25 protein-coding genes are annotated in these 23420 nt (G+C 36.3%); 17 read left to right on the top strand and 8 right to left on the bottom strand.

The annotated features are described in order from the left end of the window. Nucleotides 1-31: 31 nt before the first annotated feature. Nucleotides 32-325: a hypothetical protein gene (locus IW510_RS19130; RefSeq protein ID WP_202062402.1), complete on the top strand. Its 294-nt coding sequence runs from the start codon at nucleotides 32-34 to the stop codon at nucleotides 323-325. 13 nt (nucleotides 326-338) lie between these two features. Continuing rightward, nucleotides 339-1427: a DNA cytosine methyltransferase gene (locus IW510_RS19125; RefSeq protein WP_202062400.1), complete on the top strand. Its 1089-nt coding sequence runs from the start codon at nucleotides 339-341 to the stop codon at nucleotides 1425-1427. A gap of 139 nt (nucleotides 1428-1566) precedes the next feature. Here the strand turns inward: IW510_RS19125 and IW510_RS19120 are convergent, their stop codons facing one another. After that, nucleotides 1567-1755: a hypothetical protein gene (locus tag IW510_RS19120; protein WP_202062398.1), complete on the bottom strand. Its 189-nt coding sequence runs from the start codon at nucleotides 1753-1755 to the stop codon at nucleotides 1567-1569. A 265-nt stretch (nucleotides 1756-2020) separates the two neighbouring features. Between IW510_RS19120 and IW510_RS19115 the strand changes: the two genes are divergently transcribed. Both IW510_RS19115 and IW510_RS19110 read left to right on the top strand, forming a co-directional pair. After that, nucleotides 2021-2554, top strand: coding sequence for a hypothetical protein (locus IW510_RS19115; protein ID WP_202062396.1), 534 nt, complete (start codon nucleotides 2021-2023; stop codon nucleotides 2552-2554). After that, a complete protein-coding gene (locus IW510_RS19110) occupies nucleotides 2551-3063 on the top strand; it encodes a hypothetical protein (RefSeq protein WP_202062394.1) in 513 nt (170 codons plus the stop codon). The genes IW510_RS19115 and IW510_RS19110 overlap by 4 nt, the downstream gene beginning before the upstream one ends. Before the next feature lie 250 nt (nucleotides 3064-3313). Here IW510_RS19110 and IW510_RS19105 read toward each other — a convergent pair whose 3' ends face one another. Continuing rightward, the gene (locus tag IW510_RS19105) at nucleotides 3314-3655 is read right to left on the bottom strand and encodes a hypothetical protein (protein WP_202062392.1); all 342 of its coding nucleotides are present in this window, start codon (nucleotides 3653-3655) and stop codon (nucleotides 3314-3316) included. Nucleotides 3656-3925: 270 nt separating this feature from the next. On the opposite strand from IW510_RS19105, the gene IW510_RS19100 reads away from it, so the two are divergent. The 3 genes from IW510_RS19100 to IW510_RS19090 are packed head-to-tail and all read left to right on the top strand — an operon-like array spanning nucleotide 3926 to nucleotide 5950. Further along, the gene (locus IW510_RS19100) at nucleotides 3926-4633 is read left to right on the top strand and encodes a hypothetical protein (protein ID WP_202062390.1); all 708 of its coding nucleotides are present in this window, start codon (nucleotides 3926-3928) and stop codon (nucleotides 4631-4633) included. Between the two features lie 29 nt (nucleotides 4634-4662). Then, nucleotides 4663-5538, top strand: coding sequence for a hypothetical protein (locus tag IW510_RS19095; protein WP_202062388.1), 876 nt, complete (start codon nucleotides 4663-4665; stop codon nucleotides 5536-5538). Between the two features lie 10 nt (nucleotides 5539-5548). Continuing rightward, a complete protein-coding gene (locus IW510_RS19090) occupies nucleotides 5549-5950 on the top strand; it encodes a hypothetical protein (RefSeq protein WP_202062385.1) in 402 nt (133 codons plus the stop codon). A 99-nt stretch (nucleotides 5951-6049) separates the two neighbouring features. Here IW510_RS19090 and IW510_RS19085 read toward each other — a convergent pair whose 3' ends face one another. Continuing rightward, nucleotides 6050-6256, bottom strand: coding sequence for a hypothetical protein (locus IW510_RS19085; RefSeq protein ID WP_202062384.1), 207 nt, complete (start codon nucleotides 6254-6256; stop codon nucleotides 6050-6052). 265 nt (nucleotides 6257-6521) lie between these two features. Between IW510_RS19085 and IW510_RS19080 the strand changes: the two genes are divergently transcribed. The 6 genes from IW510_RS19080 to IW510_RS19055 all read left to right on the top strand — a co-directional run bounded on the left by IW510_RS19080 (nucleotide 6522) and on the right by IW510_RS19055 (nucleotide 10444). Then, nucleotides 6522-6740 carry a hypothetical protein gene (locus IW510_RS19080; protein WP_202062382.1) on the top strand — a complete coding sequence of 73 codons (219 nt, stop codon included), beginning with the start codon at nucleotides 6522-6524 and terminating at the stop codon, nucleotides 6738-6740. A 173-nt stretch (nucleotides 6741-6913) separates the two neighbouring features. Beyond that, nucleotides 6914-7948, top strand: coding sequence for a DUF3991 domain-containing protein (locus IW510_RS19075; protein ID WP_202062380.1), 1035 nt, complete (start codon nucleotides 6914-6916; stop codon nucleotides 7946-7948). Beyond that, nucleotides 7932-8279, top strand: coding sequence for a hypothetical protein (locus IW510_RS19070; protein ID WP_202062378.1), 348 nt, complete (start codon nucleotides 7932-7934; stop codon nucleotides 8277-8279). The genes IW510_RS19075 and IW510_RS19070 overlap by 17 nt, the downstream gene beginning before the upstream one ends. Nucleotides 8280-8420: 141 nt before the next feature. Then, on the top strand, nucleotides 8421-8957 hold the full coding sequence (locus IW510_RS19065; protein ID WP_202062376.1) for a hypothetical protein: 537 nt from the start codon (nucleotides 8421-8423) through the stop codon (nucleotides 8955-8957). Nucleotides 8958-8994: 37 nt separating this feature from the next. Continuing rightward, entirely contained in the window at nucleotides 8995-10104 is a 1110-nt protein-coding gene (locus IW510_RS19060; protein ID WP_202062374.1) for a ParM/StbA family protein, read from the top strand. Beyond that, a complete protein-coding gene (locus tag IW510_RS19055) occupies nucleotides 10091-10444 on the top strand; it encodes a hypothetical protein (RefSeq protein WP_202062372.1) in 354 nt (117 codons plus the stop codon). Before IW510_RS19060 ends, IW510_RS19055 begins: the two co-directional genes overlap by 14 nt. Nucleotides 10445-10555: 111 nt before the next feature. Here IW510_RS19055 and IW510_RS19050 read toward each other — a convergent pair whose 3' ends face one another. The 3 genes from IW510_RS19050 to IW510_RS19040 all read right to left on the bottom strand — a co-directional run bounded on the left by IW510_RS19050 (nucleotide 10556) and on the right by IW510_RS19040 (nucleotide 12788). After that, complete coding sequence (locus IW510_RS19050; protein ID WP_202062370.1) at nucleotides 10556-11701, bottom strand: replication initiation protein; 1146 nt, start codon at nucleotides 11699-11701, stop codon at nucleotides 10556-10558. Nucleotides 11702-12160: 459 nt separating this feature from the next. Then, nucleotides 12161-12460, bottom strand: a complete 300-nt coding sequence (locus IW510_RS19045; protein ID WP_202062368.1) for a hypothetical protein — start codon at nucleotides 12458-12460, stop codon at nucleotides 12161-12163. After that, nucleotides 12438-12788, bottom strand: coding sequence for a hypothetical protein (locus tag IW510_RS19040; RefSeq protein WP_202062366.1), 351 nt, complete (start codon nucleotides 12786-12788; stop codon nucleotides 12438-12440). The genes IW510_RS19045 and IW510_RS19040 overlap by 23 nt, the downstream gene beginning before the upstream one ends. A gap of 187 nt (nucleotides 12789-12975) precedes the next feature. On the opposite strand from IW510_RS19040, the gene mobQ reads away from it, so the two are divergent. Further along, nucleotides 12976-16008 (top strand): MobQ family relaxase, encoded by a 3033-nt coding sequence (mobQ, locus tag IW510_RS19035; RefSeq protein ID WP_202062364.1) that lies wholly within the window; start codon nucleotides 12976-12978, stop codon nucleotides 16006-16008. 175 nt (nucleotides 16009-16183) lie between these two features. Here the strand turns inward: mobQ and IW510_RS19030 are convergent, their stop codons facing one another. After that, the gene (locus IW510_RS19030; protein ID WP_330932673.1) at nucleotides 16184-16279 is read right to left on the bottom strand and encodes a type I toxin-antitoxin system Fst family toxin; all 96 of its coding nucleotides are present in this window, start codon (nucleotides 16277-16279) and stop codon (nucleotides 16184-16186) included. Between the two features lie 71 nt (nucleotides 16280-16350). Continuing rightward, nucleotides 16351-17259, bottom strand: coding sequence for a helix-turn-helix domain-containing protein (locus IW510_RS19025; RefSeq protein ID WP_202062362.1), 909 nt, complete (start codon nucleotides 17257-17259; stop codon nucleotides 16351-16353). Nucleotides 17260-18278: 1019 nt separating this feature from the next. Here IW510_RS19025 and IW510_RS19020 point away from each other — a divergent pair. The 3 genes from IW510_RS19020 (at nucleotide 18279) to IW510_RS19010 (ending at nucleotide 23410) form a co-directional block, all read left to right on the top strand. Next, nucleotides 18279-18611, top strand: coding sequence for a hypothetical protein (locus tag IW510_RS19020; RefSeq protein WP_202062360.1), 333 nt, complete (start codon nucleotides 18279-18281; stop codon nucleotides 18609-18611). Nucleotides 18612-19165: 554 nt separating this feature from the next. After that, nucleotides 19166-20641, top strand: coding sequence for a hypothetical protein (locus IW510_RS19015; RefSeq protein ID WP_202062358.1), 1476 nt, complete (start codon nucleotides 19166-19168; stop codon nucleotides 20639-20641). Between the two features lie 249 nt (nucleotides 20642-20890). Next, nucleotides 20891-23410: a SpaA isopeptide-forming pilin-related protein gene (locus IW510_RS19010; protein WP_202062356.1), complete on the top strand. Its 2520-nt coding sequence runs from the start codon at nucleotides 20891-20893 to the stop codon at nucleotides 23408-23410. The last annotated feature ends 10 nt before the right edge of the window (nucleotides 23411-23420 follow it).

Genomic DNA, 23420 nt, shown 5'->3' with positions numbered 1-23420 from the left:
CTGAAATATAAAAAATAAAAGGAGAACAAATATGTTTATTACCATTGAGAAAGCAATTATAGATGGAAAAGAGATTGCCGATGAAGATATTGATTACTGGAAAATTCTTACATACCTTTCTAGTCAAATAGACACGTTGAAACTAAAGAAATCTGATGATGTAATTGGCCGAGAAGAATCAGAGTTTGAAATTGATCGCCCAATAAAAAATGAAGACGATTTATCAGATTACCTGTTTTCAAATTACAGATACTGGCACCACACCAAAAAAAGAAAAGCCAAATTTAAGATTGGTAATTCCACTCTTTACTTACGATTTAGCTAGAAAGGAGAAATTTATGATACTGCAGACTACTCTAAAAAATCCAATATTACTTGAACAAGGTAAATACCTTAAAATTCTGGAATTGTTTGGTGGAATCGCTTCTGCTAGTAAGGCATTGTTAAAAATGGGAATTCTTTACAAGAGCCTAGATTATGTAGAAATTGACACAAAAGCAGTTCGCTCATACAATGCTCTTTCTACAAATTGGAGAACCAATCAGGCAGACGCGTTATCTGTTTTAGATTATATTGCACACTTAACACCACACATATTAATACACGGATCTCCTTGCCAAGATTACAGCCGATCTGGGCAAAGATGGGGAGGAAAAGACGAAGACAAGACACGATCGTCTTTAATGCACGAAACGTTAAGAATTGTTGAGAGTATGGGAAGACACAAACCAGAAGTCATTATTTGGGAAAATGTAGCAGGTGTTTTAGATAAAGACATGATACAAGGGTTTCAACAATATCTAAAAGAATTAGAAAATTTAGGGTACGAAAATTCATATGAAGTCCTTAATTCTATGGACTTTGGGATTCCACAGAATAGAAATAGAATATACGTAATTTCACTTTTAAATGGCGAAAGCTTTGACTTTAGCACCTTAAAGAGAAAACCTTGTAGACCAATCAGCGATTTCTTAGAACCTGACGAGGAGGTCAGCGATCGTTACACAGTTAAGCAACCTTCTATGTTAAACAAACTAGCTGATTTAAACACCGATCACACAAATAAAAACTATCAAAGATTCATTCCAACAATTAAAGATTTCGCTTGGACTATAACAACAAGACAGGATCGTTGCCCTAATTCTGGAGTGATAAAAAGAGAAAATGGTGATTACAGATATTTAACAGAGAGAGAAACTTTCCGGCTTATGGGATACAGCGACTACGATTTTGATATTTTGGAAAAAGCACACCCCGTTAAGAGACAAGGTGCAATGAACTACACTCTATACAAACAAGCTGGAAACAGTATCGTTGTTGATGTACTGGTTGCTATTTATGAATCGTTAATAGAAAACTACTTAAAAATTCAAATAGATAGGGAGGAACCGCAACTAGATTTATTTGAACATTCACATGGCTTTTAACAGCCTACCTGCAGGGGAGATACAAATATCAAATTTCCTGCAGATCCATATAAGAAAGAAAGACATTCCTTCTCAACGGTCCAGTGGGTCCTTGATCAGACCGGAATGCTTTCTCTTTTGACTGCCAGGTACTTAAGCTTTAAGGGAGTCGTTCCTTCTCCCAGTCGCTTTGCTTTGGTGGCTCCGTGCCTGCGCCAGTCAGCACCAGCACCTTTTCGCAAAAGGATTGTATCAGGTCAAGACCAGGGCCGTCAGAGCATAGCTCAGACTCTTCCGGCCAGAAAAGTGGTGGGAAATGTTCGCCTGCAGCTCCCGTTTCCAAGATCACCCATTTTTTCCATTTCGCGCTACATTTTTACCATTGCCCACGGTTCCTAACTGCGAAAGCAGGTCGAAGCTTCTTCCCTATGGTCAGTTCACCCTGTTTCTCGCAAGGACCTTCGAAAAAACACAAGGGTAAAATGAACAGCTGGCGCTGCCCTTGTGTATTTTCTGGAGCATGGTAAAAGCTCCGCAACGAAACGGCAAAAATTCAGCCTTTCGACTAGCACTGTATAGCGCTGAAATATAAAAAATCTTAAAGGAGCAACCCAATGAAAGAAATCAGAGAAACCATTTCAGAACTGAAAAAGGAACTAAAAAAGCGTGGTGATAACGTTAAGAATCTTTCTGTTAGAGTTTACTCACATTCTACTGAAACAGCTGTTGATTGCTTAATAAAAGGACCACTTAATAACCTCGATTTAGTTTTGATAACAATCAATGGACTTAGAAAAGTAGATTATCAAAATGGAGATATCCTAAAAGGTGGGAACACATTCGTAACTATTAAGTTTGACGACAAATTTATGGAAGAGACTGGGGAAATATTCAAACAACTGTCTGATTCTCTTGCAACAGCTCCACACCAAGAAATGCGTTTAGGAAATTTCACTTTTATTTATTCCAATGAATTTTTAAATATTTACACCGTGGAGCCAAAAAAGGAGCATGTCAAAATGCGATATATTCCTGAAAGAGAAGACCTGCAGAGTTTATCTAAAGATATCTCAAAATCAATCGCGAAATACATGTACGAAAACAACTACTTAAACATACTAAAAGAGGAAAAGGAGAATGAAAAATGAATTACAAAGAATATTTAGAATTAACAGAACCTAACGAGGTCACTATTTTAAACTATGCTGATTATCTTGCAGAGCTTCCAACTGCAGAAGCTGCTCACAACAAATTTGTAGAGGACTGGACTAGTCTTCTATGTCTGGCAACCGAAGAAATCACTGATTCCAGACTCTGGGCTTTAAAAAACAAGATTCGTTTTACAGAAGAATTAGAATCAACTATTTCCTTTTCCTATTTGGGAACTTCTTCTGCTGATTTGATTAGCAAAAGCTTGAGAGCGTATGACAATGTTGTAATAATCCGTGATTATTTTGATGTTCTCAAAATTCGCCGGTATTCTACTACATTTGCAGAAGATATTACCCTTCACTGCTTAAGTACAAAGCTTAACTCAATGTGCTTAACCATTCTTGAAGATATGAAAAAAACATGTTCTGGATATCGTGCAGACATAAAGCTTTTCAACGACTTCATTGCCTATAGAGATGATATTGACTTTGTAAGTCTAAAATAAAGGAGGTAATCACATTAATTCAGTAACAGTTTATTTAGTAGTCGTAACCAATTATTTCGACTGCACAACCAAAGTTTTCACATTTTTAGATCCAAGTGATCAAAATAGAATTTTTCAAGAAGAGGTTACAAATTGCTTGAATGACCCACGTACTACAATTTACAGCAGGGATGATTACACATTGATCACTGATGAAAAAACTATAAAAAGAATGTCTGAAAGTCATAAAATACTCAGCGAAAGAATCGTTCTATAAACCAGGGAAGCTGTCAGAAATTACTTTTTCTGATAACTTCTCTTTTTTATAGCAACCAAGGGAAAGAAAGACATTCCTTCTCTGCGGTCCGGTAGGTCCTTGATCAGACCGGAATGCTTTCTCTTTTGACTGCCAGGTACCTAAGCTTTGAGGGAGTCGTTCCTTCTCCCAGTCGCTTTGCTTTGGTGGCTCCGTGCCTGCGCCAGTCAGCACCGGTCCCTTTTCGCAAAAGGATTGTATCAGGTCAAGACCAGGGCCGTCAGAGCATAGCTCAGACTCTTCCGGCCAGAAAAGTGGTAGGAAACGTTCGCCTGCAGCTCCCGTTTCCAAGATCACCCATTTTTTCCATTTCGCGCTACATTTTTACCATTGCCCACGGTTCCTAACTGCAAAAGCAGGTCGAAGCTTCTTCCCTTTGGTCAGTTCACCCTGTTTCTCGTAAGGACCTTCGAAAATACACAAGGGTAAAGTGAACAGCTGGCGCTGCCCTTGCATATTTTCTGGAGCATGGTAAAAGCTCCGCAACGAAACGGCAAAAATTCAGCCTTTCGACTAACAACTGCATAGCGCTGAAATATAAAAAATAAAGAACCGGAGTGATGGAAAATGTCTACACCAGCAATGATTTTTCAAGAACAAGAAAATGGAACAAGCAAAGGAATTTTTGTACATGCAGATGGTTACACAATGCCACATATAGGTGTTGGTTACACTCTTTGGAATTATTACAGTGACAGAAAAAAAGTTTCTGATTTGCTTGATTTAGGTCACTTGGCTAGTTTAGGAAAAGAAGTTTCAGCCACTTTTGTGGTGAAATATTTAGGTGGATTTTCTTGGTATTCTAACGAAATTTTTAGAGCTATTAAGATTATCGAAAAAAGTTTTGGATACAAAGAAAGATTCACAACCGAAGGTATTTACTATGAATACGTTTCAGAAAATGCAGCAACACCTTTTAAAAATATGAACCAGCAAGAAGTAAATAACTTCCTTTACGAATACGCTGAAAAGATTCTTCCCTATCCACAATACACTGGAGGAGAAAAATTTAAATTCGAACGAAATTCTACACCTTTCAAAGAGCTTGATAGAAACGGTAGCGATTCAACTGTCGCATACCACAGAGACAGGGGAGACGAAAAAGAAAATCCTGTAGAAGTCTCTATGAATAAACTAAATCTGAAAGAACCTAAAACCTATGGTGGAGAACAGTTTCAATATTTACAACGCTTAGATAGCAGCTGGTATTACCGTAAAAGACTTGGTTCCTTTTGGGGAGAATGGAAACGATTAGCTTCTGCATTTTCAAAATGACTTTAACAAAATTTAAAAGGAGAAAAAATATGAACAACAGTATAATGAACTTTCCCAACCGAGGAAAATGGGGGAAATCTGGATATAGAGGAAATTGTAGCGGTTATGTTATCAAAGAATTGCTTGAACATTATTACCCCAGCAAAGCGCCTAAACACTTCTTAGAAGTGTTTAGTGGCGGTGGTACTGGAAAAGATGTAGCGAAAGAGTTAGGGCTTCAAAATAGCACTCACCTTGATTTAATAAATGGTTGGAATGCACTAACAGATGAATTACCAAAAGGCAGTGATTTTACATTTTCACACCCCCCTTACTGGGACATAATAAAATATGAAAGCCAACGTGGACAGTATTCAGAAGACGATTTATCCAACAACATGAGTTACGAAGATTTCATAAAAAAGCTGGATAGAGTAAATGAAAAAATCTATCACAACTTACTAAACGGCGGTCGGCACGCGTTTTTAGTTGGTGATGTAAGAAAAAACAACAAATATTACAGCATTCAAAAAGACATGACCTGGTTTGGAGATTTAGAATCTCATATTATCAAAGTGCAGCACAACTGTATGAGTGACAAAAACTCATACAAAAAAAGTAACATTATCTTTATTACACATGAACATTTACTTATATTCAAAAAGAATTCCATTTGGAATGTACCAATAAAATACACTAAAGATTTCCTGTATGAATTGAAAAAAATGGTAAATGTAACATGGAAGAATCTGATACAAGCAGCCTTAGAACATTTGAATCAAGCAACTGTTTCAGATATTTACCAACTTTTACAAGACTCCGAAAAGGGGAAAAACAACAACCACATTAGAGAAAAAATTAGGCAAACATTGAACAATTCAGAGTGCTTCAAAAAAAATGAAGACTACTGGGAACTAGCAGTTTAAGGAGGTACACATGGAGAACATACTTTTTGATTCAGAAGATTTTCATGAGTTTGATTCAATTTCTTATGAATACTCATTCGTTGTCAACTTGCTAAAAATAGATAAGAGATACACTGGAGGATTTATTGCTATTTCAGAAATTAGCTCACATTACGGGTCAATCTGCGGAAACGGTCTAAAAGGATATAAATTTTTTAGAAAATTTTCCGATTTACTTGAAATAACTAGGGACAGATTAATTATAAAAGAAACAGAAAATCACGAATTAACCCTAGAATTTATTGACCATGACAAAATACAAACCGTTAAACTCTTCCAGCTAAAATCAAAAGAACGGCAGGAACTAGAAGAAGAAAATCACTTTGAAATAATTGACCGTTTCAAAAACAAAACAGCTTTACAAGTAGCTTAAATAGGATAATCCTATTTAAGCTCAACAAAGGGAAAGAAAGACATTCCTTCTCAGCGGTCCAGTGGGTCCTTGATCAGACCGGAATGCTTTCTCTTTTGACTACCAGGTACCTAAGCTTTGAGGGAGTCGTCCCTTCTCCCAGTCGCTTTGCTTTGGTGGCTCCGTGCCTACGCCAGTCAGCACCAGTCCCTTTTCGCAAAAGGATTGTATCAGGTCAAGACCAGGGCCGTCAGAGCATAGCTCAGACTCTTCCGGCCAGAAAAGCGGTAGGAAACGTTCGCCTGCAGCTCTCGTTTCCAGGATCACCCATTTTTTCCATTTCGCGCTACATTTTTACCATTGCCCACGGTTCCTAACTGCGAAAGCAGGTCGAAGCTTCTTCCCTTTGGTCAGTTCACCCTGTTTCTCGTAAGGACCTTCGAAAATACACAAGGGTAAAATGAACAGCTGGCGCTGCCCTTGTGTATTTTCTGGGGCATGGTAAAAGCTCCGCAACGAAACGGCAAAAATTCAGCCTTTCGACTAACAACTGCATAGCGCTGAAACATAAAAAATTAAAGGAGAAAAAACTATGGAATTAAATCAAATTACCTATAAACAAGTAATTCAAAGATTAAGGAAAGAGAGAGCAAAAGTCCACTTAACAAAAAAGGAGTTCTCTTTGATTATTACTGCCATGTTAACGGGAAATTGGAATGAAGTTTTCAAGACTAAAATCTATCAAAAATATGGAGGAGAATACTGCCAAACTCAACTGATCATTTGTCAAATTGAGTGCAATATTGAGTAATACAGTGTTGTATAATATAGTATGCTGATTCTTTTTCGTCTCCCCTACCCTATTATTCGTGTTTTTAGCGAAATACCAGGGGAGATCTCCAGCTGCAGTTTGAAATTACCTTGTAAATAAGCGAACAATTTCGACAAATCATTGCATATAATACGAATTGGAAGGAGAACATTATGAAGCAAAATCAAAACAAGCAAATTGATCTAAAATCAATTCCTGTTGCTGAGTATCTTTTAAGCATTGGTGAACCACTAGTTCAGATAAGCAACTTTTACTATCAACATAAAGAACATGATAGCTTGAAAGTTAACACTAAACACAATTATTTCGTTTGGAACAGCCGCAGAGCTGAAAAGAACTCATATGGCGGCGTTGCTCAATATTTAATGATCATGTACGAACTTACATTTGTCGAAGCTTTGAAAAAAATTACTGCAGATTTTAACAACACTAATTTTGAACTAGTCAAAATTCCGGAGAAAAAATATCCGAAAAATTTCTATTATCGTGTTAAGGAATCACATAAATCTTTGCAGCTTAAACGATACCTAATGGCAAAAAGAAAAATTTCTGCCAGAGTCGTTGATTTATTCATGAAACAGGATCTAATTGCAATGAACAACAAAGACGAAATCATTTTTAAATGGTACAGAGATAGCAAGATTGTTGGATTTTCCAAACAAGGAACGCAGAAATTAACAGAAGAAGAAAAAAACAAATACCACTACAAAAGAGATTATCTCAAGTACGTGGCTCCTACAACAAAAAAGGATACCTACTGGGGATTTAACTTTTTAGTTGGAAAACCACTAAACTTATACTTTTTTGAAGGTGGGGTCGATCTAATGAGTTTCCTTTCACTTTACTATGAAGATCTGATGAATAAGGGAGATTTCTGGCTAATTTTTACAGATGGTGTTGTTGGTGAAAAAATTTACTCCTTCATTGCAGCTGCTAACCAAATGCTAAATGATTCAGATTATGATATTGAGTCTCTTCATTGCTGCTATGATAACGATAAAACTGGATCAGAAATGCTTGCCTTTTTACAAACACGACAATACAGTCGGAAAGATCAAAAGAAAGTTCAATGGACGGACAACATACCACCATTACGAAGAGAAGAAGAAACAGCAGATTGGAACAGCGAAATAGTTTACCAATCGGAAATAGCTGGGAAAGGAGAGAAAAATGAAAAATCGAACTAGAATCTTTAGAACACTAGATCTTACAGAAGATCCTTCGTTTTACCAGTATGAATCTGCTGGAGAACTGTCTACTATGAATTCGATTGAACTAACTAAGAGACTCTACCTGCTGCGCAAAGAAAATCGAAGACTTTCTGAAAAAATTTACCGGACTAAAAACAGATCAAGTGATCAAATTGATAAAGACAACTTAAAAAAAACCGAAACTTACTTGGAACAAATTGAAAATTTGTTGATTGAGAAGCAAGGTTACTTTCCATACCGAGTTGATCAAAGTATGATTGCCAAAGAAATAAAAAAACATGAAGCATGTAGAAAAAAATACAGCTAAATTACAACATTCATTATAACGCGTTATAACTGATTATAATAATAGTTGTAATAACTAGTATAAAGCGTTATAACTATCATTGAAATATCTATTATAATGTGTTATAATAGATTATAACAAACATTATAAAGAGGTGAAAAAATGATTGTATATGACCTTACATTAGATTTGGGTAACGTACAAATTAGAATGGGCAGCAACATAAATAGTTTTCAACTCAAAATCCCTACCAAATTATTGAACAGAAACCTGGCTTCTACTGCAGAAGTTAACTCCTTTAAATCACACTCAGGGATTTATGAATGTCAGCTGGTTGGGGAACTTGACACGTATTTTTTAGGAAATGACATTTACACACTTGAAAAGAACGCCCAAATTACTGACACAATTGAGCTTTCAGTTCAGCATTATTCCGATCCATATTTCTTGAAACTTAGTTCATTCTCTCTTGGACTACTAGCCAAAGAATGTCCTCCTGATGAAAATGGAGAAGTCAACGCAAAGGTTACAATTGGGATCTCTCCAGATACCTACACTGACTCATTGGAAAACAAGTTGAAAAAAGCTTTGCTTAAACAACATTTTATGGTTATTGATGGGAAAAGAATTGTTGTGAATGTTCTTGATATCGCTATCAAACCTGAACCATTTGGAATTCATTTACTAGCAACTACTTGACACAAATTTTACAAAAAAAAACAATTGAGGTGGAAAAATGACAGCAAAAATATTCGCATTAGATTTAGGAAATAAGCAAGTTAAACTAAAAAGCAGCAAGGACCGCGTTAGATTCCCTTCCCGGTTACTAAATAAACACTTAGCAAACAGTGGGAAATTCAATGATTTCGGAAAATTGCTAACGCAGCAAAAAGAACTAGATATACATGAGTATCAGCTGCTAAACGATTCTGAAACATTCTTGTTAGGAAATGATATCGACCAGCTTGGAAAAGATGATTTGGTAACAGACACAATTCAATTTGGGGTTCAACGTTACTCAGATCCACTATTCTTGAAACTATGCTCATATTCAATAGGTCTTCTAGCAAACTCTTTCAAAGCTGCAGGAAGCGAAATGATCGAAGCAGAAATCGTGATTGGTGTTCCTACAGAGGACCGTACTAAATCAGTAATGATGTCCCTAATGGAAGCCTTACACAAGCAGCATTCTTTGTTAGTTGATGGGAAACAAATAAATGTCAAAGTAACTAATGTTATCGTTGTTCCACAGCCTGTTGGAACTTTATATGCAAAATTATTAAATGAAAAACTGAACCTTACAGATGATCAGTTGCTTGAACAGACAATTGGCTTAGTTGATATTGGTGGCGGAACCATTTTAATGGATTCTATCAAGAAAAACTTTGACTTTGAAGAAATTGATCGCGAGCAGCAAGAAACAGGGATATACACTCTGTACAACCGTATCATAAACAATTACTCTGGCAAATATGACCCACCAAACCAGTATGAAGTTGAACACATTTTACGTGCCGGCATTGAGTCTGGTGAAAACAAATTTTACTACTCACCAACTGCTAAAATCTCAGAAGATATCACAGAGCTGGTCCAAAGAGAGCGGCAAATATACACTGAACTCATAATTCAAACTGTTAAATCCACATTCAAAAATCTCGGTAAGTTTGATCTTATTATTTTCACTGGGGGCGGCAGCAACATACTTATCAAGGAATTAGTGGAAAAAGCCATTCCAAATTGCGAGTTTGCTAAAGACAGTGAATTTTCAAACGTTGAAGGTTTTTACAAACTTGGCCGGTTGCAGCAAAAGCAACGAGAGCAAGGTGATTCAAATGGCGAAGTCTAAAAAAGATCCTGATAAAGAACGAATCACTTTCACTCTTGATTTAAAAAAACCGGAAGAAAAAATCATGTTCGATTTCCTGGTTTCTGAAAGACTGGAGCGTAGAGATTACACCTACACTGCTAAAAAGGCTATACAGCTGCTTATGAATAACCTGGGGTATTCTCCAGCAAACCCTATTCACACGCACCAGGAGGAGCAAATAGAGAGCTTTGCTGGTGATCAAAAACCTGCAGCAGCAACAGACAATGATAAACCAATTTTAAATGAGCTTGGATTCACAGGCTTCCAAACAATCGGAAGTAAGGATTTAGGTATAGGAAACGAAAAAGAAGGTGCTTAAAAGCCCTTCTTTTTCGTTTTAAGGCCTTTCAACCAAACAAATGATATTTTACCCACAAACAAAAAGAAACGCTCAAATCGAATTTTAAGAGCGTTTCCTGCGAATGTTGATTTAGTATATTGTCACGTCATTAGCTACTTCGGCTGAATGCTGGTCAAAACGTGGCCCTTTTTCATTAACCACATACCCGTCTATTGATACTGCAGCCATAATCTTAAGCTTCTCTAGTTGTCCTTCTGCTGAAACTCTTAAGTATTTAACTATGTTCTCCTTCCCTTCCTCAGCAGGAATCATATTCTCTTTCAGATCAATTAAATGTTCCCGGATCTCCCTGTAACCTTTAGGCAATAGCTCGCGCATTTGATCATACAGAGAATATACTTGCTTGTATAACCTAATCATTACTTTCCTATCTCGCAACGTAGTAGGAGCAATAAGCATTAACTCCAACAAATAATCGGTATATTTACTCTGCAGTGATTCTGCATAAATTTCTGAATCTGACAATTCTTTTTGTTCCAAAATTTCAGGGTTCTTCAATTCTGGAGCAACCTTTTTCCTTGAAATGTGGAAAGAAAATCCGTAGATAAGGTTTCCCTTTTTCATTTTTTCATATTCAACATTAATGCTTGTTTGCTTATTAATATCCGCAATTGCTTTTTTAATTACTGCTCGATCCAGATTCCTGTTATCCGTATACTTATTTTGAACATTTGCCATAGTTCTAAATTCTTCAATGGATATACATGGATTCTCAAATTTCTTATTTCTATATTCTTCAAACATTCGAAGATTCATAGATAACCATTTGTACAAAATGATGGCATACTTTGTATTTAGATGAATTATTTCGCTGATTGGATATTGCGTAAAATTGTCTTTCAACCCGATTAGAAATGGCATAATTCTTTCATTCAACTCTATTGTAAGTAAGTCCCCATTTTTTTCCCACTCTGCATAACTTGATAAGAGGACAATTGCTTCCTTTTCATTTGGAAGTTCGATAATCATTCCCTGCTGCATTACAGTGTGCAAATGATTTTTAAAATAATTAGATTTTGCTGTAGATTTTGTTTCAAATACAGCATAGATATCGTCTTTCCTAAGTGTTATTTCCCTTTTGGGATTTTTTGTATCCACACATGATACTATGATTTCAAATATTTTTAACGGAACAATATTTAACGTAGACACACTTGTGATCAAATCATTGTGTTGAGCAACCTTATTTGATAAACTAAAATCAGACGTAGACATGGAGAACTCCCTTTCTTAACTTGTTTTGAGATAGATTTCTCTATGTCTTTTATCTTAGCACCAAACGTGTACTTTGTAAATAAAAAGTACACACTTGCATTCATTTTTGTACGCACTTGCATTCATTTTTGTACACATACACATTCATTTTTGTACACACTTGCATTCATTTTTGTACACATACACATTCATTTTTGTACGCACTTGCATTCATTTTTGTACACATACACATTCATTTTTGTACACATTAAGAGCCGGAAACCATTGGTACTAAAAGGTTTATCCGGCTCTAAAAAGGTTTAAAAGATTAAAAAGCTAAAATATCTTAAAAAGAAAAAAGCTTAAAAATATATAATATAAATATAAAGCTGGCACTACGTACCAGGTGTACACAATCAGTTCTCAACGGATTTCAAACCTAAAACCCAAAGACAAGGTCAAAATCACGCAACCAGGTGACTACTGATCACCGCTTTTTAGCTTAGAAGCAAACAAAAGTGCTAACTTCTTTAAATCAGTGTCAGAGTAAGCTTCAAAACCAGGTACTTCCTTTCTCAAAACGTCCCCTACCACCTTATCTTTTTTCGCATGCAGCTTTTTGAGTTCAGCTTTCTGTTTCTTTTGGAGTTCTTTTAGCTCAAGATCAGCAGCTTCTCTTTTCTGTTCAGCTTCTAAAATTCTTTCTTCAAGTGTTCTTTTCTTCCTAGGATTCCTAGCAGGTTCAATTAGTGTATTTTCATTCGTTTTGTTTTGGTCCATGATATTTCTCCTTAAATTTTTTTGGCCTATTTTCTTTTACAAAATTAGCGAAAGTCTTTAACAGTTCTTCGGTATCGTCGAAAGAGTAGGATTCACAATCAAAATACTTTTCTAACATAGCTCCTTTAGTAGCGATACGGTGAGTACGCTCTCTTCGCTCTTGTTTTGAGTCAGCCAACTTTTGTTGATATATAAGACTCTTAAATTCCCTATCGGCCCTTTCCCTTTCTCTCCGAATTTCTTCTAATTTTTTTTCAATTGCATTTAATTCCTTGGAAATATGAATCACCTCAATCTTTTTGGAAAGGTATTTTATTTTAGTATACACAAGGACTTCCAAATATTCAACAAGATATGGTATAATGGTCAGACAAACCAAGAGAAGACACCCCTTAACCGTAGGGTAAGGGCGCACTTATACAAACTCCGTTTGTGTGCTAAGATCATTTATCCTATCTATTCGATATGATGGTCTACGACGTTTATGCCTATTAATTCGAAAGGAGGAGAAGGAAATGGCAATTTATCATTTTTCAATGAAAATTATTTCCAGAGGTAGCGGTCAGAATGCTGTTGCTTCTGCTGCATACCGTAGTGGTGAGAAATTAATTGATGAAAATACTGGAGAAACTAAGTTCTACAAAAGAGAAGTAATGCCTGAGACAATGATTTTAGCCCCTGATTCTTCTCCTTCTTGGGTTTACGATAGACAACGCTTGTGGAACGAAGTAGAAAAGGCAGAAAAGAGAGTTAACTCACAACTATCAAGGGAATTACAAATAGCGTTGCCAATCGAATTGAATGAAGAGCAGCAAAGGGAATTGATGAAGGACTTTTTGCAATCAAACTGTGTTGGAAAAGGTATGATTGCTGATGTAGGAATTCACCGGGATCACCCAGAAAATCCACACGCACACGTCATGTTAACTACAAGGGAAATATCTGCAGATGGATTTACTACAAAAAACAGGGACTGGAATAAAAAAGAATACCTAAATGAACTAAGAGAAGAATGGGCAAAAACTTGTAACAAGCATTTAGAAATGGCTAATTCTTTGGAGCGAATTGACCACAGAAGTTTTAAAGAAAGAGGCATTGAAGCATTACCAACTAAACACGTTGGAGTTGCTGCAAATGCAATGGAATCAAAAGGGATAAAAACGGAGAAACAAAATCGAAATAACATGATTAAGCAATACAATGATAAGATCATTTCTCTTGAACAAAAAAGACAAGAACTTGTCGAAAAAGGTGCAGTCGAAACTAATGTTGAAAAGGATCGGCATTCACTGGTTATTTCGTATACCATGTACATGGGGAACCAACGAGATATTCGGGTTGCTTTGAACAAAATCAACTACTATGAAAAGAAAGAAAAGGATTTAAAGAAGCAGGGTAAGCAGCTCCTTGATTTCGAAAAATCAAGTTTGGAAAATGCCAAGAATGAACTGAAAGAGTCAACAAAAAACAAGTTTGATTACTTGAAACATGTTAGAGATTTCTTAGATGGAAAGAACAGCATTTTTTACAAGTTTGCTCAAGAATTTGGAGATCATGAAGCAAAAAAAATTAAGGAAGAAAACTCCAAACAGGTAAACAGTCGAAAACTAACCGATAACGATTTACAAAGAATTTCGAACAGATACAGGGACGAAATGATTGTTCGATTCTCTTCGAAAATCAAAGAGTTAAACACTACTGATTTCAAGACGATTATCTCTCAAGTGGAGAAGGATCTTTACTTCAACAAAGCCAAATTTATTGTTAAAGGTTGGACTAACCACGAGACTGTTACTAAAAAGATTGCTGAACTACGAGAAAAATTACCAGCGCTTAACAATGATCAAAAAATTAAAGTTATTAAAGACATTTCTATACTGGAGTACACCAAACAGTTTTATGAATTACAAGCTGTTCATGCTCTTAAATCAGGCGGATACCACAACCTTATTGATAAATACGACTCACCTAAATACCAAGCTGTCATTGTAGGTCTTCATGAGGAACTTATAAGACAAGGTGATCAAAAAATGACTTCGCTGCAGTTAGAAAACAGAGTGATTAACAATTTCAAAATCAGAAAAGCACAGGATCTTGTTCGAGGTGATTTAACTGGAACTAACCTGGAGAAACGCCTGCTAAGTTATGATTCGTGGAAAGGCAGTCTTGAAAGGCAGCTCAAGTCATTTACTGATAAAAATGGTGTAGTCGATTTGACGGAAGCCCAAAAATCAAAACTTTCCGCTATTGAAGAGAATTTGAAGACTGTGAAACAAAACATTCAGTTGCTGAACGAAACAAAGAATATTTTGAAAGTTCGTGCTAACGAGTTTCTTAAGGCGAATCCTGAGATTAAGGATATTCTTAAAGAGCTGCAATTGTCTCCGAAGCAGCGCTTAAGTGATCCACTCTCTTTAGACTACAAAATAGAAGCCAATTACGGACTATTCAACAGTGCTGAACGATACGCTCCAGAGGATCTAAAAGCGAAAATGTTTACCAATATACTTGAACTGAAAGAGTTTGAGATTGAACGAGAATCAAAAGGTGTTCTTAGAAAATCAGAGTACGAAAGTTACAGGGCAATCGTTTCTAACCTGGATAACTACAAGCGAACTATAAAGGAAAGCCCAACGACAATTCAGGAATACGAAAAGAAAATTGAGAAGCATAGTAGCACGTTAGAAACCCTAGAAACCAAGTGGAAAGAACGTGACTCTATCGTTAAGCTACCAAAAATTGCACAAGCTCCAAAAGCTAAGCAATTAGCGGAGTTAGAGAATTGGTTTTCGGAACGTGATTTGACAGCTAAATCTTTGATGGGAACCTACAAGCAGGCCAGATATTTGATGAATAATGACCTTTATCAATACAATCAGCTTAAGGCTGCTCAAGAGGTTAAGGTGCCAGCATTAGAGAATATGAAAGTTATTGCAGAGCAAAAAGCTTTAGCAACAGTAGAACGAGATTTCGGCTTAAAACTAACATTCCAATACTCAATTAAGCTCTCAGAGCAGGAAAAGGAAACGATCATTGCCTATTCTGAGCTTAAAAAGACATTAGGTGCTGATCACTTAGATGTTCAAAAGCTTGAAAGATCAATTGCTGCAAACACTGAAAAGTGGAAGGAAGAAGAACGGAAAGAGACAAACTTGGATTCAGTCTTAAACCAGGAAATCGAAAGAAGAAAAGCTACAGTAGCAATGATTGATAGACGTATAGAATCACTTTCTAATGGTTCAATGACAGTGCCGGTAGCTGAAAGACAGCAAAAGCTAAATGATTTGAGAGATCTTAGAAAAACGGAAATGAAGGATCTGGAATCGCTTATTAATCGTGAACAGAAGAAGATCAATGAGCAACGTAGCCACACACAACAAGCTAAGTCAGCTGTGAGAGTAGGAAACAACATGGCTAAAATGCTTGAAGGTATTAAACTGAAGGTAAGCGAAGCGGAGAAGAACCAGGAAAGAATGAAACGACTAAAATCAATCGAAAAAGAAAAAGAGGTTGGATTGGAACTTACCAAGAAGCGAAAATCCGAATAAAAACTATTGAATGTGACGTTACAGACTTTTTGTGTTATACTATCCTTGCGACAATGAGATTAGCTGTTAACAACGGCACAAAAGCCAATTCCTTAATGTATCTGGTCAGAGATACAGGAATTGGCTTTTTTTATTCACTCAGCGACGTTGAGCGTGTGGGCTAGAGACAACTTGCTTAGTTATCGTCTTTCTCTTCTAACCAGTGAGAAAATAGTGCTACCACTAAGCCTACAAGAATAGGCGCGATAACCAATGAGATTAACTGATCCACAAACGACACCCCCTTTGGGGGCAAGTTGCCTTTAACAGTATAGCACAAAATAAATTACAGCAGGAAAAAACCTAAAAATCGTGTGTGATTGCTGAATCAGGTTTATAAGTATCTTCACCGACATAAGAATTATACTGATACAAAACAGCTTCGGAAGTTTTTATGTCTCCAATCTGATTAAAGATTTTTGCAACCTCTTTTAACTTATCTAAGTCACAGATATTTCCTGACTTTTTAAATAGAATCATAGCTTCGTTGATCTGAATGTATAGTAAATACCTAAGATCAGAGTGGACTTTTGCAAACTTTTTATGTTTCACTAAAAGCTCGCTTGCTAGTTCCAAATCATTTTCTAACACAGCAATATCACATATATTATTGTAGATTTTATGTATCTGAGTTCTATAGAGTTGAGTGTCCTCAGCATAATCATAGGGACTAAATTCTGGTAAGCGGTTGTAAAGCTTCTTGATCTCTGAATAAGGTAAGACATGAGTAGCAAAGTCTCCAATTATCTTCAAGTCATACAAGCTGTAGCTATTTTTTAAAGAATTTATGTAAGTTCTAAAATATTCTTTATCAGAATCTTCTAGCGAAGAAATGATACTAGGAAAAGAATTGTGAAGGTAAGATTTGGTCATACCATACAGATGATAGTGTCGATTGCTTAGGAATTTAGAATCTTCTAATACTTGTATCAAGTTTCTCGCCTCTTGTTCCGTTAAGTCACCTTCAAGTCCTTTTAGAAAAAGCTTGTAACACTGATCTACTACATTGTCTCTATTTAGCTCTCTCCAAAAATCAGTGATTTCGTAATTGAGTCTAGCTAGTAATGCTGTCAAAATTTCATAATTTGGTTCTTGCCAGTTATTTTCGATTTTAGAGTACGCAGGTCTTGAAATTATTCCTTTAGAAAGAACGGTTTGATTAAAATTTCTAAGTAAACGAAATTTTTTTAGAATATCTCCAGGCTTGTTCATTTTAATACTCCTTGTTATTTTATTTTGTTTCGAAATAAAAATTTGTAGAAAAAGACATTTTTTTGTTCTAATACTGTTACAAAGATCACTAAAAATTCCGAAATGTTCTAAATTTTTACAAACTCAAAAAATTGATGCTGTTATTCTACCAATTTGTTAAAATTAGAGTATCGAAAGAAAGGAGTTGATTTTAATGGTTGAACTTATGTTGATTCTGTTGGAAATCCAACCAAGAGTACAAGTAGTAGGTGGATAAAAGCGACAGTTACTTCAAATACTGAATTTAATAATTAAGAAATAGAGTTGAAGAGTATTCAAAAAAGCTATGTCTTATTATACTACAACTAATTATTTTTAACGCAGTAAATTTGAAGTAAACAGTGTTATCTAATGTTTAACAAATTTTTCAACTTTAGATGAAAATTACTTAACAGAAAGTGCATGAACTGCTTGAGAAAAGTCAGTTTTTTAAAGAAATTTTGTTGTTGATTACTAAAGGTTGAAAAAGGTTTAACTGAAAATGAATTGCAAAGTTCAATTTCTTGTGCTAGGCTATGTATGTAAAAAATTTATTTTTAACAAACATAATTCACAAAATAAAAACTGCTAAGATTGAGAGATTAGCGGATAACAAAATAGAGCCAGACCTGAAATCCCTCGTGTAAAAGGAGCGCCAACTCTTTTTACAGTCAGCGGAAAATCAGGTTGAGCAATTCATAGTATAACCCTATGAACTGATCTCGGCTCATTTTTGTTGTAACAAATGTACAACACGGATAATTATAACAGAAATTCTGTAAAAGTAACAGGAGGGGTCATGCCATTTTTTTAGGAAAGTTGGTCGGTTTGATCGAATAACTTTGTCTAAAAGGTGTGTGCTTTTGTAACAGTTTTTTTTGTATATAATTGTCTCTTGGAGTGCTTAAGTTGCGACAAATTTGGGAGGGTACACAGTTCATGTGTGCCCTTCTTTTTTTGTTATCCGTTAACTTGTCAATCTTAAAGAAAGGGTGAGGAGTTTGGAAGCAAAAAATAAAAAAGCAACACGCAGCAATCGGAAGGCGGCAGTACAAATCACTGGTATTTGTACCGCGCTGGATATCTCTAAAGAAGCAATAACTGTCAAAACATATGACAAGAGAGTTTGGTGTAACAGAGGTGATGGGACTTTTATTGAAAGAGTCTACGAAGGAAATAAAACACCGGAGATCAAAAGTATTTCTGAACTTTACAATGATATTAAAACTGTAGTTAAGGAATACTCCATTTTTGCAGAGAGGTTAGCCAAGTATGAAAGTGTACAACGATTGAAGTATCGTCGGCCATTACATGCTAAGAAAAAAATCGGCTAGTAAATAAAGAAAAAGGCTCTTTTTATTGATTAGTGAAGATTCCCTGCAAAAACCAAAAACCAAAACACTGGATCTTTGAAAACCGAATAAGGGATAAAAAAATTCGTAATTCATTAGAGCTTCTGTCGGCCTGATGATACCCAAGAGGAAAGGCAGAGACAATTACCTTTTTAGGGAAGAAGGGAAAGTCATAAATGGGTGCTTATTCCCTAAAATAAGCCTGGTACACTTTGATTCCTAAAAGTGAATTCACTAATGAGTAAAGGGAGCCTTTATTGACAAGGAGATCGATTAATTGAAAAAGCTAGTAATCAAACATAGGATCAGCTATGGTTCTATTGGAGTTAGCATGTTTTTACTACTACTTTCATTTGAAACATTTTGGCTGCTTAGTACAATTATTCTTATCATAGGGTTTATTTACAACATGAAAATGTATAAACTAATTATTAATAACGAAAAATAATTATTCGGTATTCCGTTTGTATTTTTCGGTTTGCCGTGGTAAAATAATTTTAATGAATTATCATTTTACCTAAGCAGGAGGGAAAAGAATGGAAGAGAAGAAAATGAATAAAAACAAAAATATCATGATTGGTGGGGTAGTCACATTATCAGTTGGTGTATTAGCCGGCGCTGGTTGGTACCTGAGTGAACAAAGTAAGGCTGCAGCTGCTGAAAAGAAAACAACAGAAGAAATAAAGAAAACCGAGCAAACAATTGAGGACGATCTCAAAGAATTGAGTGGTTACTTTGATTCTGAACAATTATCAGCACTTCAAAGTTCAGTGGATAGCGAAGTGGTAGAAAAAATTCAAAACTATGACAAGAAAGCTTCAATTTCTAGCGTGATCAAAGGAACCAAATTTGAAAATGAGCATGAGAACACTAAGCTGCAGGAAACGTTCCGAACCAAAATGATTGAAGAAATTACTTACAAATACGAACTGCAAAGAGACTTAAATGCAGTCTACAACACTAAAGATGGTGAATCAGTTATTTCAGGAACTAAAGTTCAAAAATCTATTTCTATTAAAGATGATGTCAAAAAAGAAGATATCGACAAGATTGTTGAACAGCTAAAAAATGATCCAAATGTAAAAGAAGGAAATTTCTCAGCAACTTTTACTGCTAAAGAAGGCAAACATATTAGTAACATGATTGCAGCGATTGAAGATCAAGACCAAGCAGACAAGTATTACAACATGCGACTGGAAAACCTGGAAGGTGAGTACAGTTACTTGGAATACATTGAACTACACCCAGAACAAATGAAAACAGCGGCTTCTGAAAATTTTTGGTACAAAAACATGACCGATTTAGCAAACCAAGCTGTTAAGCAAGCAGAACAGGTTTCAACAGCTAAAGAGAAGGTTTTGAAAGTGTACAAGGAAAAAGTGATCAGTACAGACACCAAGCTTTATGACGAAGCGAAAAAAGCCGTAGATTCACTACACAAAGATTCAAAATTGAAAAAAGATTTATCGGATCAACTTACGAAGGTTAAAACTGAAATTGACAAGAAAAAGGCAGAACAAGAATCAAAAGAAAAAGAAACCGCGACTGGAGAAGCTTCTGCAGAAGACAACAACCAAAGTAATTCAGATAACCAGGTAGATCAACCTACAGAAGCTGGTGGAAATCCAGAGTCATACAATCCAACAAATGACTACACTGCTGGAAATGACACAAATACAGGAAATGCAGGCAACAACAGCTACACTCCGGACTACGGAGCAGGATCGGGTGGATCAGGCGCTACTGGAGGTGGATCTGCCGGAGGAAGTACAGGTGGCGGATCAGGAACAGGATCAGGCGGAACTGGTGGCAGTGGAACTGAAACACCACAACCCCCAGTCATTCAACAGCCGTCTCCAGGAAACTCTGGTGTTTGGTTTGATTCCGAAGCAGCTTGTATAGCAGCCAAAAATGCAGCACTTCTGGCAGATGATAATGCTACTTCTGCAAGTCACTGGGGTGCCATTCAATCAGATGGAACTTATAAATGGACATACAGCTTAAATTATTAAGCACAATAAGGGAGAAGAACATTTACATTGTTCTTCTCCCTTTGTTTTTACCAGAAAGGAATGAAAAGTAATGACAAATCAACCTAGAGCGCCAACCTCAACCAGTAGAATGGGATCTCAAAAAAACAAAAAACAGAAAGAGAGAGAAAAAGAATGAAATCTAATAGATTGAAAAAGTTATTTAAGAAAAGTAAAACTTTAGCTACTTTAGGCATTATGCTATCGTCTAGTTTAATAAATGTAGGTTCTATGGTAGTCGAAGCAGCTGAAAATGAATCTCCTGTTACACCTGCAAACATTGAAGCAACTGTACCACAGAATTATTTGCTTGATTCAAGCCGTGGACTTGTTGGGCAGTATTTCGTGGCAGAATGGCAACTCACTAACACAAGTGGGCCACTAGGGTATTACTCAGGACATGGAATCGTACCCCAGAGCATTATGCAATCTGGACTTACTGTACCAGACGAAGTGCAAGGGAATTTATGGACCTGTTTAGAAGCTGGTAAAACCAACACTCAAGGAGAAACAGCTACTATTTACTCCCAACCAACGGACATTGGCTTATCTAAGCAGCTTGATCAGCAGTTAGCCTATCTCTATCATTTTGGTTATGGAGCAGAATCTGTTGGGAAAAGATATGACAATCCTGTAAATTTATCAAACTATGCGTACATGCAAGCTGCAGTGTGGGGATACATTCAACAAGTAGCCGGAAACAGCTTGGCGACGAACAACATTCCTGATAATCGGAACTTTGATTTATTGAGTGCTGCGGAAATTGCAAATATCTTGAAGCAGTGGAAGCCGTCGGCTTTAAATGCTGATATCAGTGGTCACTTGAGCCAAGATGATTGGGCTGTGAGAACAGCAAATGCAATGGTGGCTGAAAGAGATAAAAAATCTTTAAAAGAAGATTTGACTCAAACACCTATTCAAGAGTTGAAGAAAGGTGAAATCGTAAGATCTGAAAGCTCTTCTGTATTGAGCCGTTTAACAAACCCTGCGGTCGTAGTAGACCAGGCTGGAGTTTCAGCTACAATCAAAAATGGTCAATTCGAACTGACATTAGATGAAAATGCTGATTTAAAAGCATTAAACAACGTAGAAGTAACAGTTACAGCAAAAGGTATTTTGGCTGATTCTCTTATTTCTCCTAGGGCTGGTACACCACCGGTTAATCCTGGAGGAGACATTGGTATCGGTGAAGGTGCAACAGAAGCACAGTACGCTAGTGCCACTCAAAAACTAGCAATTTGGAGTGATCCAACAAGCTACAAAGGAGTAGTAACCTATAAAGTAAAAATTATTGGTGTAGGTCAATTGCAAATCGGAAAACAAGACAACCAAACTGGAAACATGGTTCCAAACACTACGTTTGAAGGAACGATCGGTGGAGAAAAAGTGTCCTTTACAACTGGTGAAGATGGTTGGGCACCAATTTCAAATGACTACATTCACGGTTCAGATTATTCTTTAGTAGAAACTGATGTACCTGCTGGATACACTATCAACAGAACTCCGATTACTGGTCAAATTGTAGGTGGAGAACTGACAAAAATTACTCAACGTAACAACCAGCAAAACGCGGTTATTACATTTAACAAAACAAAAGAAATTTTCAATGCTGAAAAGACAACAGAAGAAGGTACCCCTGTTTATGAAGAGGTACCCGCAGAAGGACTTGAGTTCACTAACAAAAATGTAAATGACACAACTGCACCCGACCAAGAGACAGTTATGGTTCCAGCTGGCGAGTACCTTGATTCTATCTTAACTGACAGTGAAGGTAATGGAAAGAGCAACGTTCCATTCGTAAACGGTGAACAAAACTTCTACATTTTTGATGAAGAAAACGAACCAGAAAATTACCGTGAGTTTGAAGCGGTAGAATACGCTGTACCTTACGAATCAAATGAGGTAGCAATTGCTGAATACGACCTTGGAACCTTTAAGAATGAACTGAAAACAGCTGTTCTTTCGTTCAACAAGAAAAATGATTTAGATCTAACTGCAATTCTAAATGTTCCTGGTGCTGAAATTCATATTGAAGGAATCAGTGAAAACACAAAAGACGTAAACTTCGTGTTTACTACTACAACTACAACAAACGAATTGAAGTTGAAAGCTGGGACATACCGTGCAACAGAAGTAAAATACCCTGATGGCTTTACATTGTCTCAAACACAAACAGCGGTAATGATTTTTGAAATCAAGGATAAAGAAGACATTGAAATCAACTGGAATAACACAGAGCTTATTCCTAGCATGGGAACTAAAGCGTATGTCAACGGCGGTGGGAAAGAATTTGATTCAACAGTCGAAAACGTATTTTATGATGAAATTGAGTTTAGCAGTAACTTTGAAGAAGGAAAATGGTTAGTAACTAAATTAGTAGGCGAGAGAACAGGAACCGTCTACGATGAATTCGATGGTGAAGTAGTTATTGACGAAAACGGGAAAATGCTAGTAAAAACAGTAATTCCAGCGAATACTATTCAGAATGAAAATGTCTACTTCGATGAAGCAGCATACAATGACAAAGAAAAAGAAGATTTGTATTGTAAGCATGATGGAAAAGGCGACTACGGACAAACAGTTTTCTGGAAAGGCCACTCAAGTAATGTATCAAACCCAAGTGGAGGAACTAGCTCAGGATCTTACCCAAATACAGGGGAAGAAGCAAAAGCTGCACTAACAATTATGGGAATCGTAATTGCTGCAGCTGCTGGCTTTATTCTATTAAAAAGAAAAAAAGAAACTGTGTAAGATATTTGAA

This window comes from Enterococcus sp. BWR-S5 (assembly GCF_016745255.1).
Classification (GTDB): Bacteria; Bacillota; Bacilli; order Lactobacillales; family Enterococcaceae; genus Enterococcus_L.
This window is presented reverse-complemented; position numbering and strand designations above follow the sequence as displayed.

Coding starts and splice junctions, on each gene's coding strand:
- IW510_RS19130 (WP_202062402.1), top strand. CDS start 32: ATGTTTATTACCATTGAGAAAGCAATTATAGATGGAAAAGAGATTGCC.
- IW510_RS19125 (WP_202062400.1), top strand. CDS start 339: ATGATACTGCAGACTACTCTAAAAAATCCAATATTACTTGAACAAGGT.
- IW510_RS19115 (WP_202062396.1), top strand. CDS start 2,021: ATGAAAGAAATCAGAGAAACCATTTCAGAACTGAAAAAGGAACTAAAA.
- IW510_RS19110 (WP_202062394.1), top strand. CDS start 2,551: ATGAATTACAAAGAATATTTAGAATTAACAGAACCTAACGAGGTCACT.
- IW510_RS19100 (WP_202062390.1), top strand. CDS start 3,926: ATGTCTACACCAGCAATGATTTTTCAAGAACAAGAAAATGGAACAAGC.
- IW510_RS19095 (WP_202062388.1), top strand. CDS start 4,663: ATGAACAACAGTATAATGAACTTTCCCAACCGAGGAAAATGGGGGAAA.
- IW510_RS19090 (WP_202062385.1), top strand. CDS start 5,549: ATGGAGAACATACTTTTTGATTCAGAAGATTTTCATGAGTTTGATTCA.
- IW510_RS19080 (WP_202062382.1), top strand. CDS start 6,522: ATGGAATTAAATCAAATTACCTATAAACAAGTAATTCAAAGATTAAGG.
- IW510_RS19075 (WP_202062380.1), top strand. CDS start 6,914: ATGAAGCAAAATCAAAACAAGCAAATTGATCTAAAATCAATTCCTGTT.
- IW510_RS19070 (WP_202062378.1), top strand. CDS start 7,932: ATGAAAAATCGAACTAGAATCTTTAGAACACTAGATCTTACAGAAGAT.
- IW510_RS19065 (WP_202062376.1), top strand. CDS start 8,421: ATGATTGTATATGACCTTACATTAGATTTGGGTAACGTACAAATTAGA.
- IW510_RS19060 (WP_202062374.1), top strand. CDS start 8,995: ATGACAGCAAAAATATTCGCATTAGATTTAGGAAATAAGCAAGTTAAA.
- IW510_RS19055 (WP_202062372.1), top strand. CDS start 10,091: ATGGCGAAGTCTAAAAAAGATCCTGATAAAGAACGAATCACTTTCACT.
- IW510_RS19050 (WP_202062370.1), bottom strand. CDS start 11,701: ATGTCTACGTCTGATTTTAGTTTATCAAATAAGGTTGCTCAACACAAT.
- IW510_RS19045 (WP_202062368.1), bottom strand. CDS start 12,460: ATGGACCAAAACAAAACGAATGAAAATACACTAATTGAACCTGCTAGG.
- mobQ (WP_202062364.1), top strand. CDS start 12,976: ATGGCAATTTATCATTTTTCAATGAAAATTATTTCCAGAGGTAGCGGT.
- IW510_RS19025 (WP_202062362.1), bottom strand. CDS start 17,259: ATGAACAAGCCTGGAGATATTCTAAAAAAATTTCGTTTACTTAGAAAT.
- IW510_RS19015 (WP_202062358.1), top strand. CDS start 19,166: ATGGAAGAGAAGAAAATGAATAAAAACAAAAATATCATGATTGGTGGG.
- IW510_RS19010 (WP_202062356.1), top strand. CDS start 20,891: ATGGTAGTCGAAGCAGCTGAAAATGAATCTCCTGTTACACCTGCAAAC.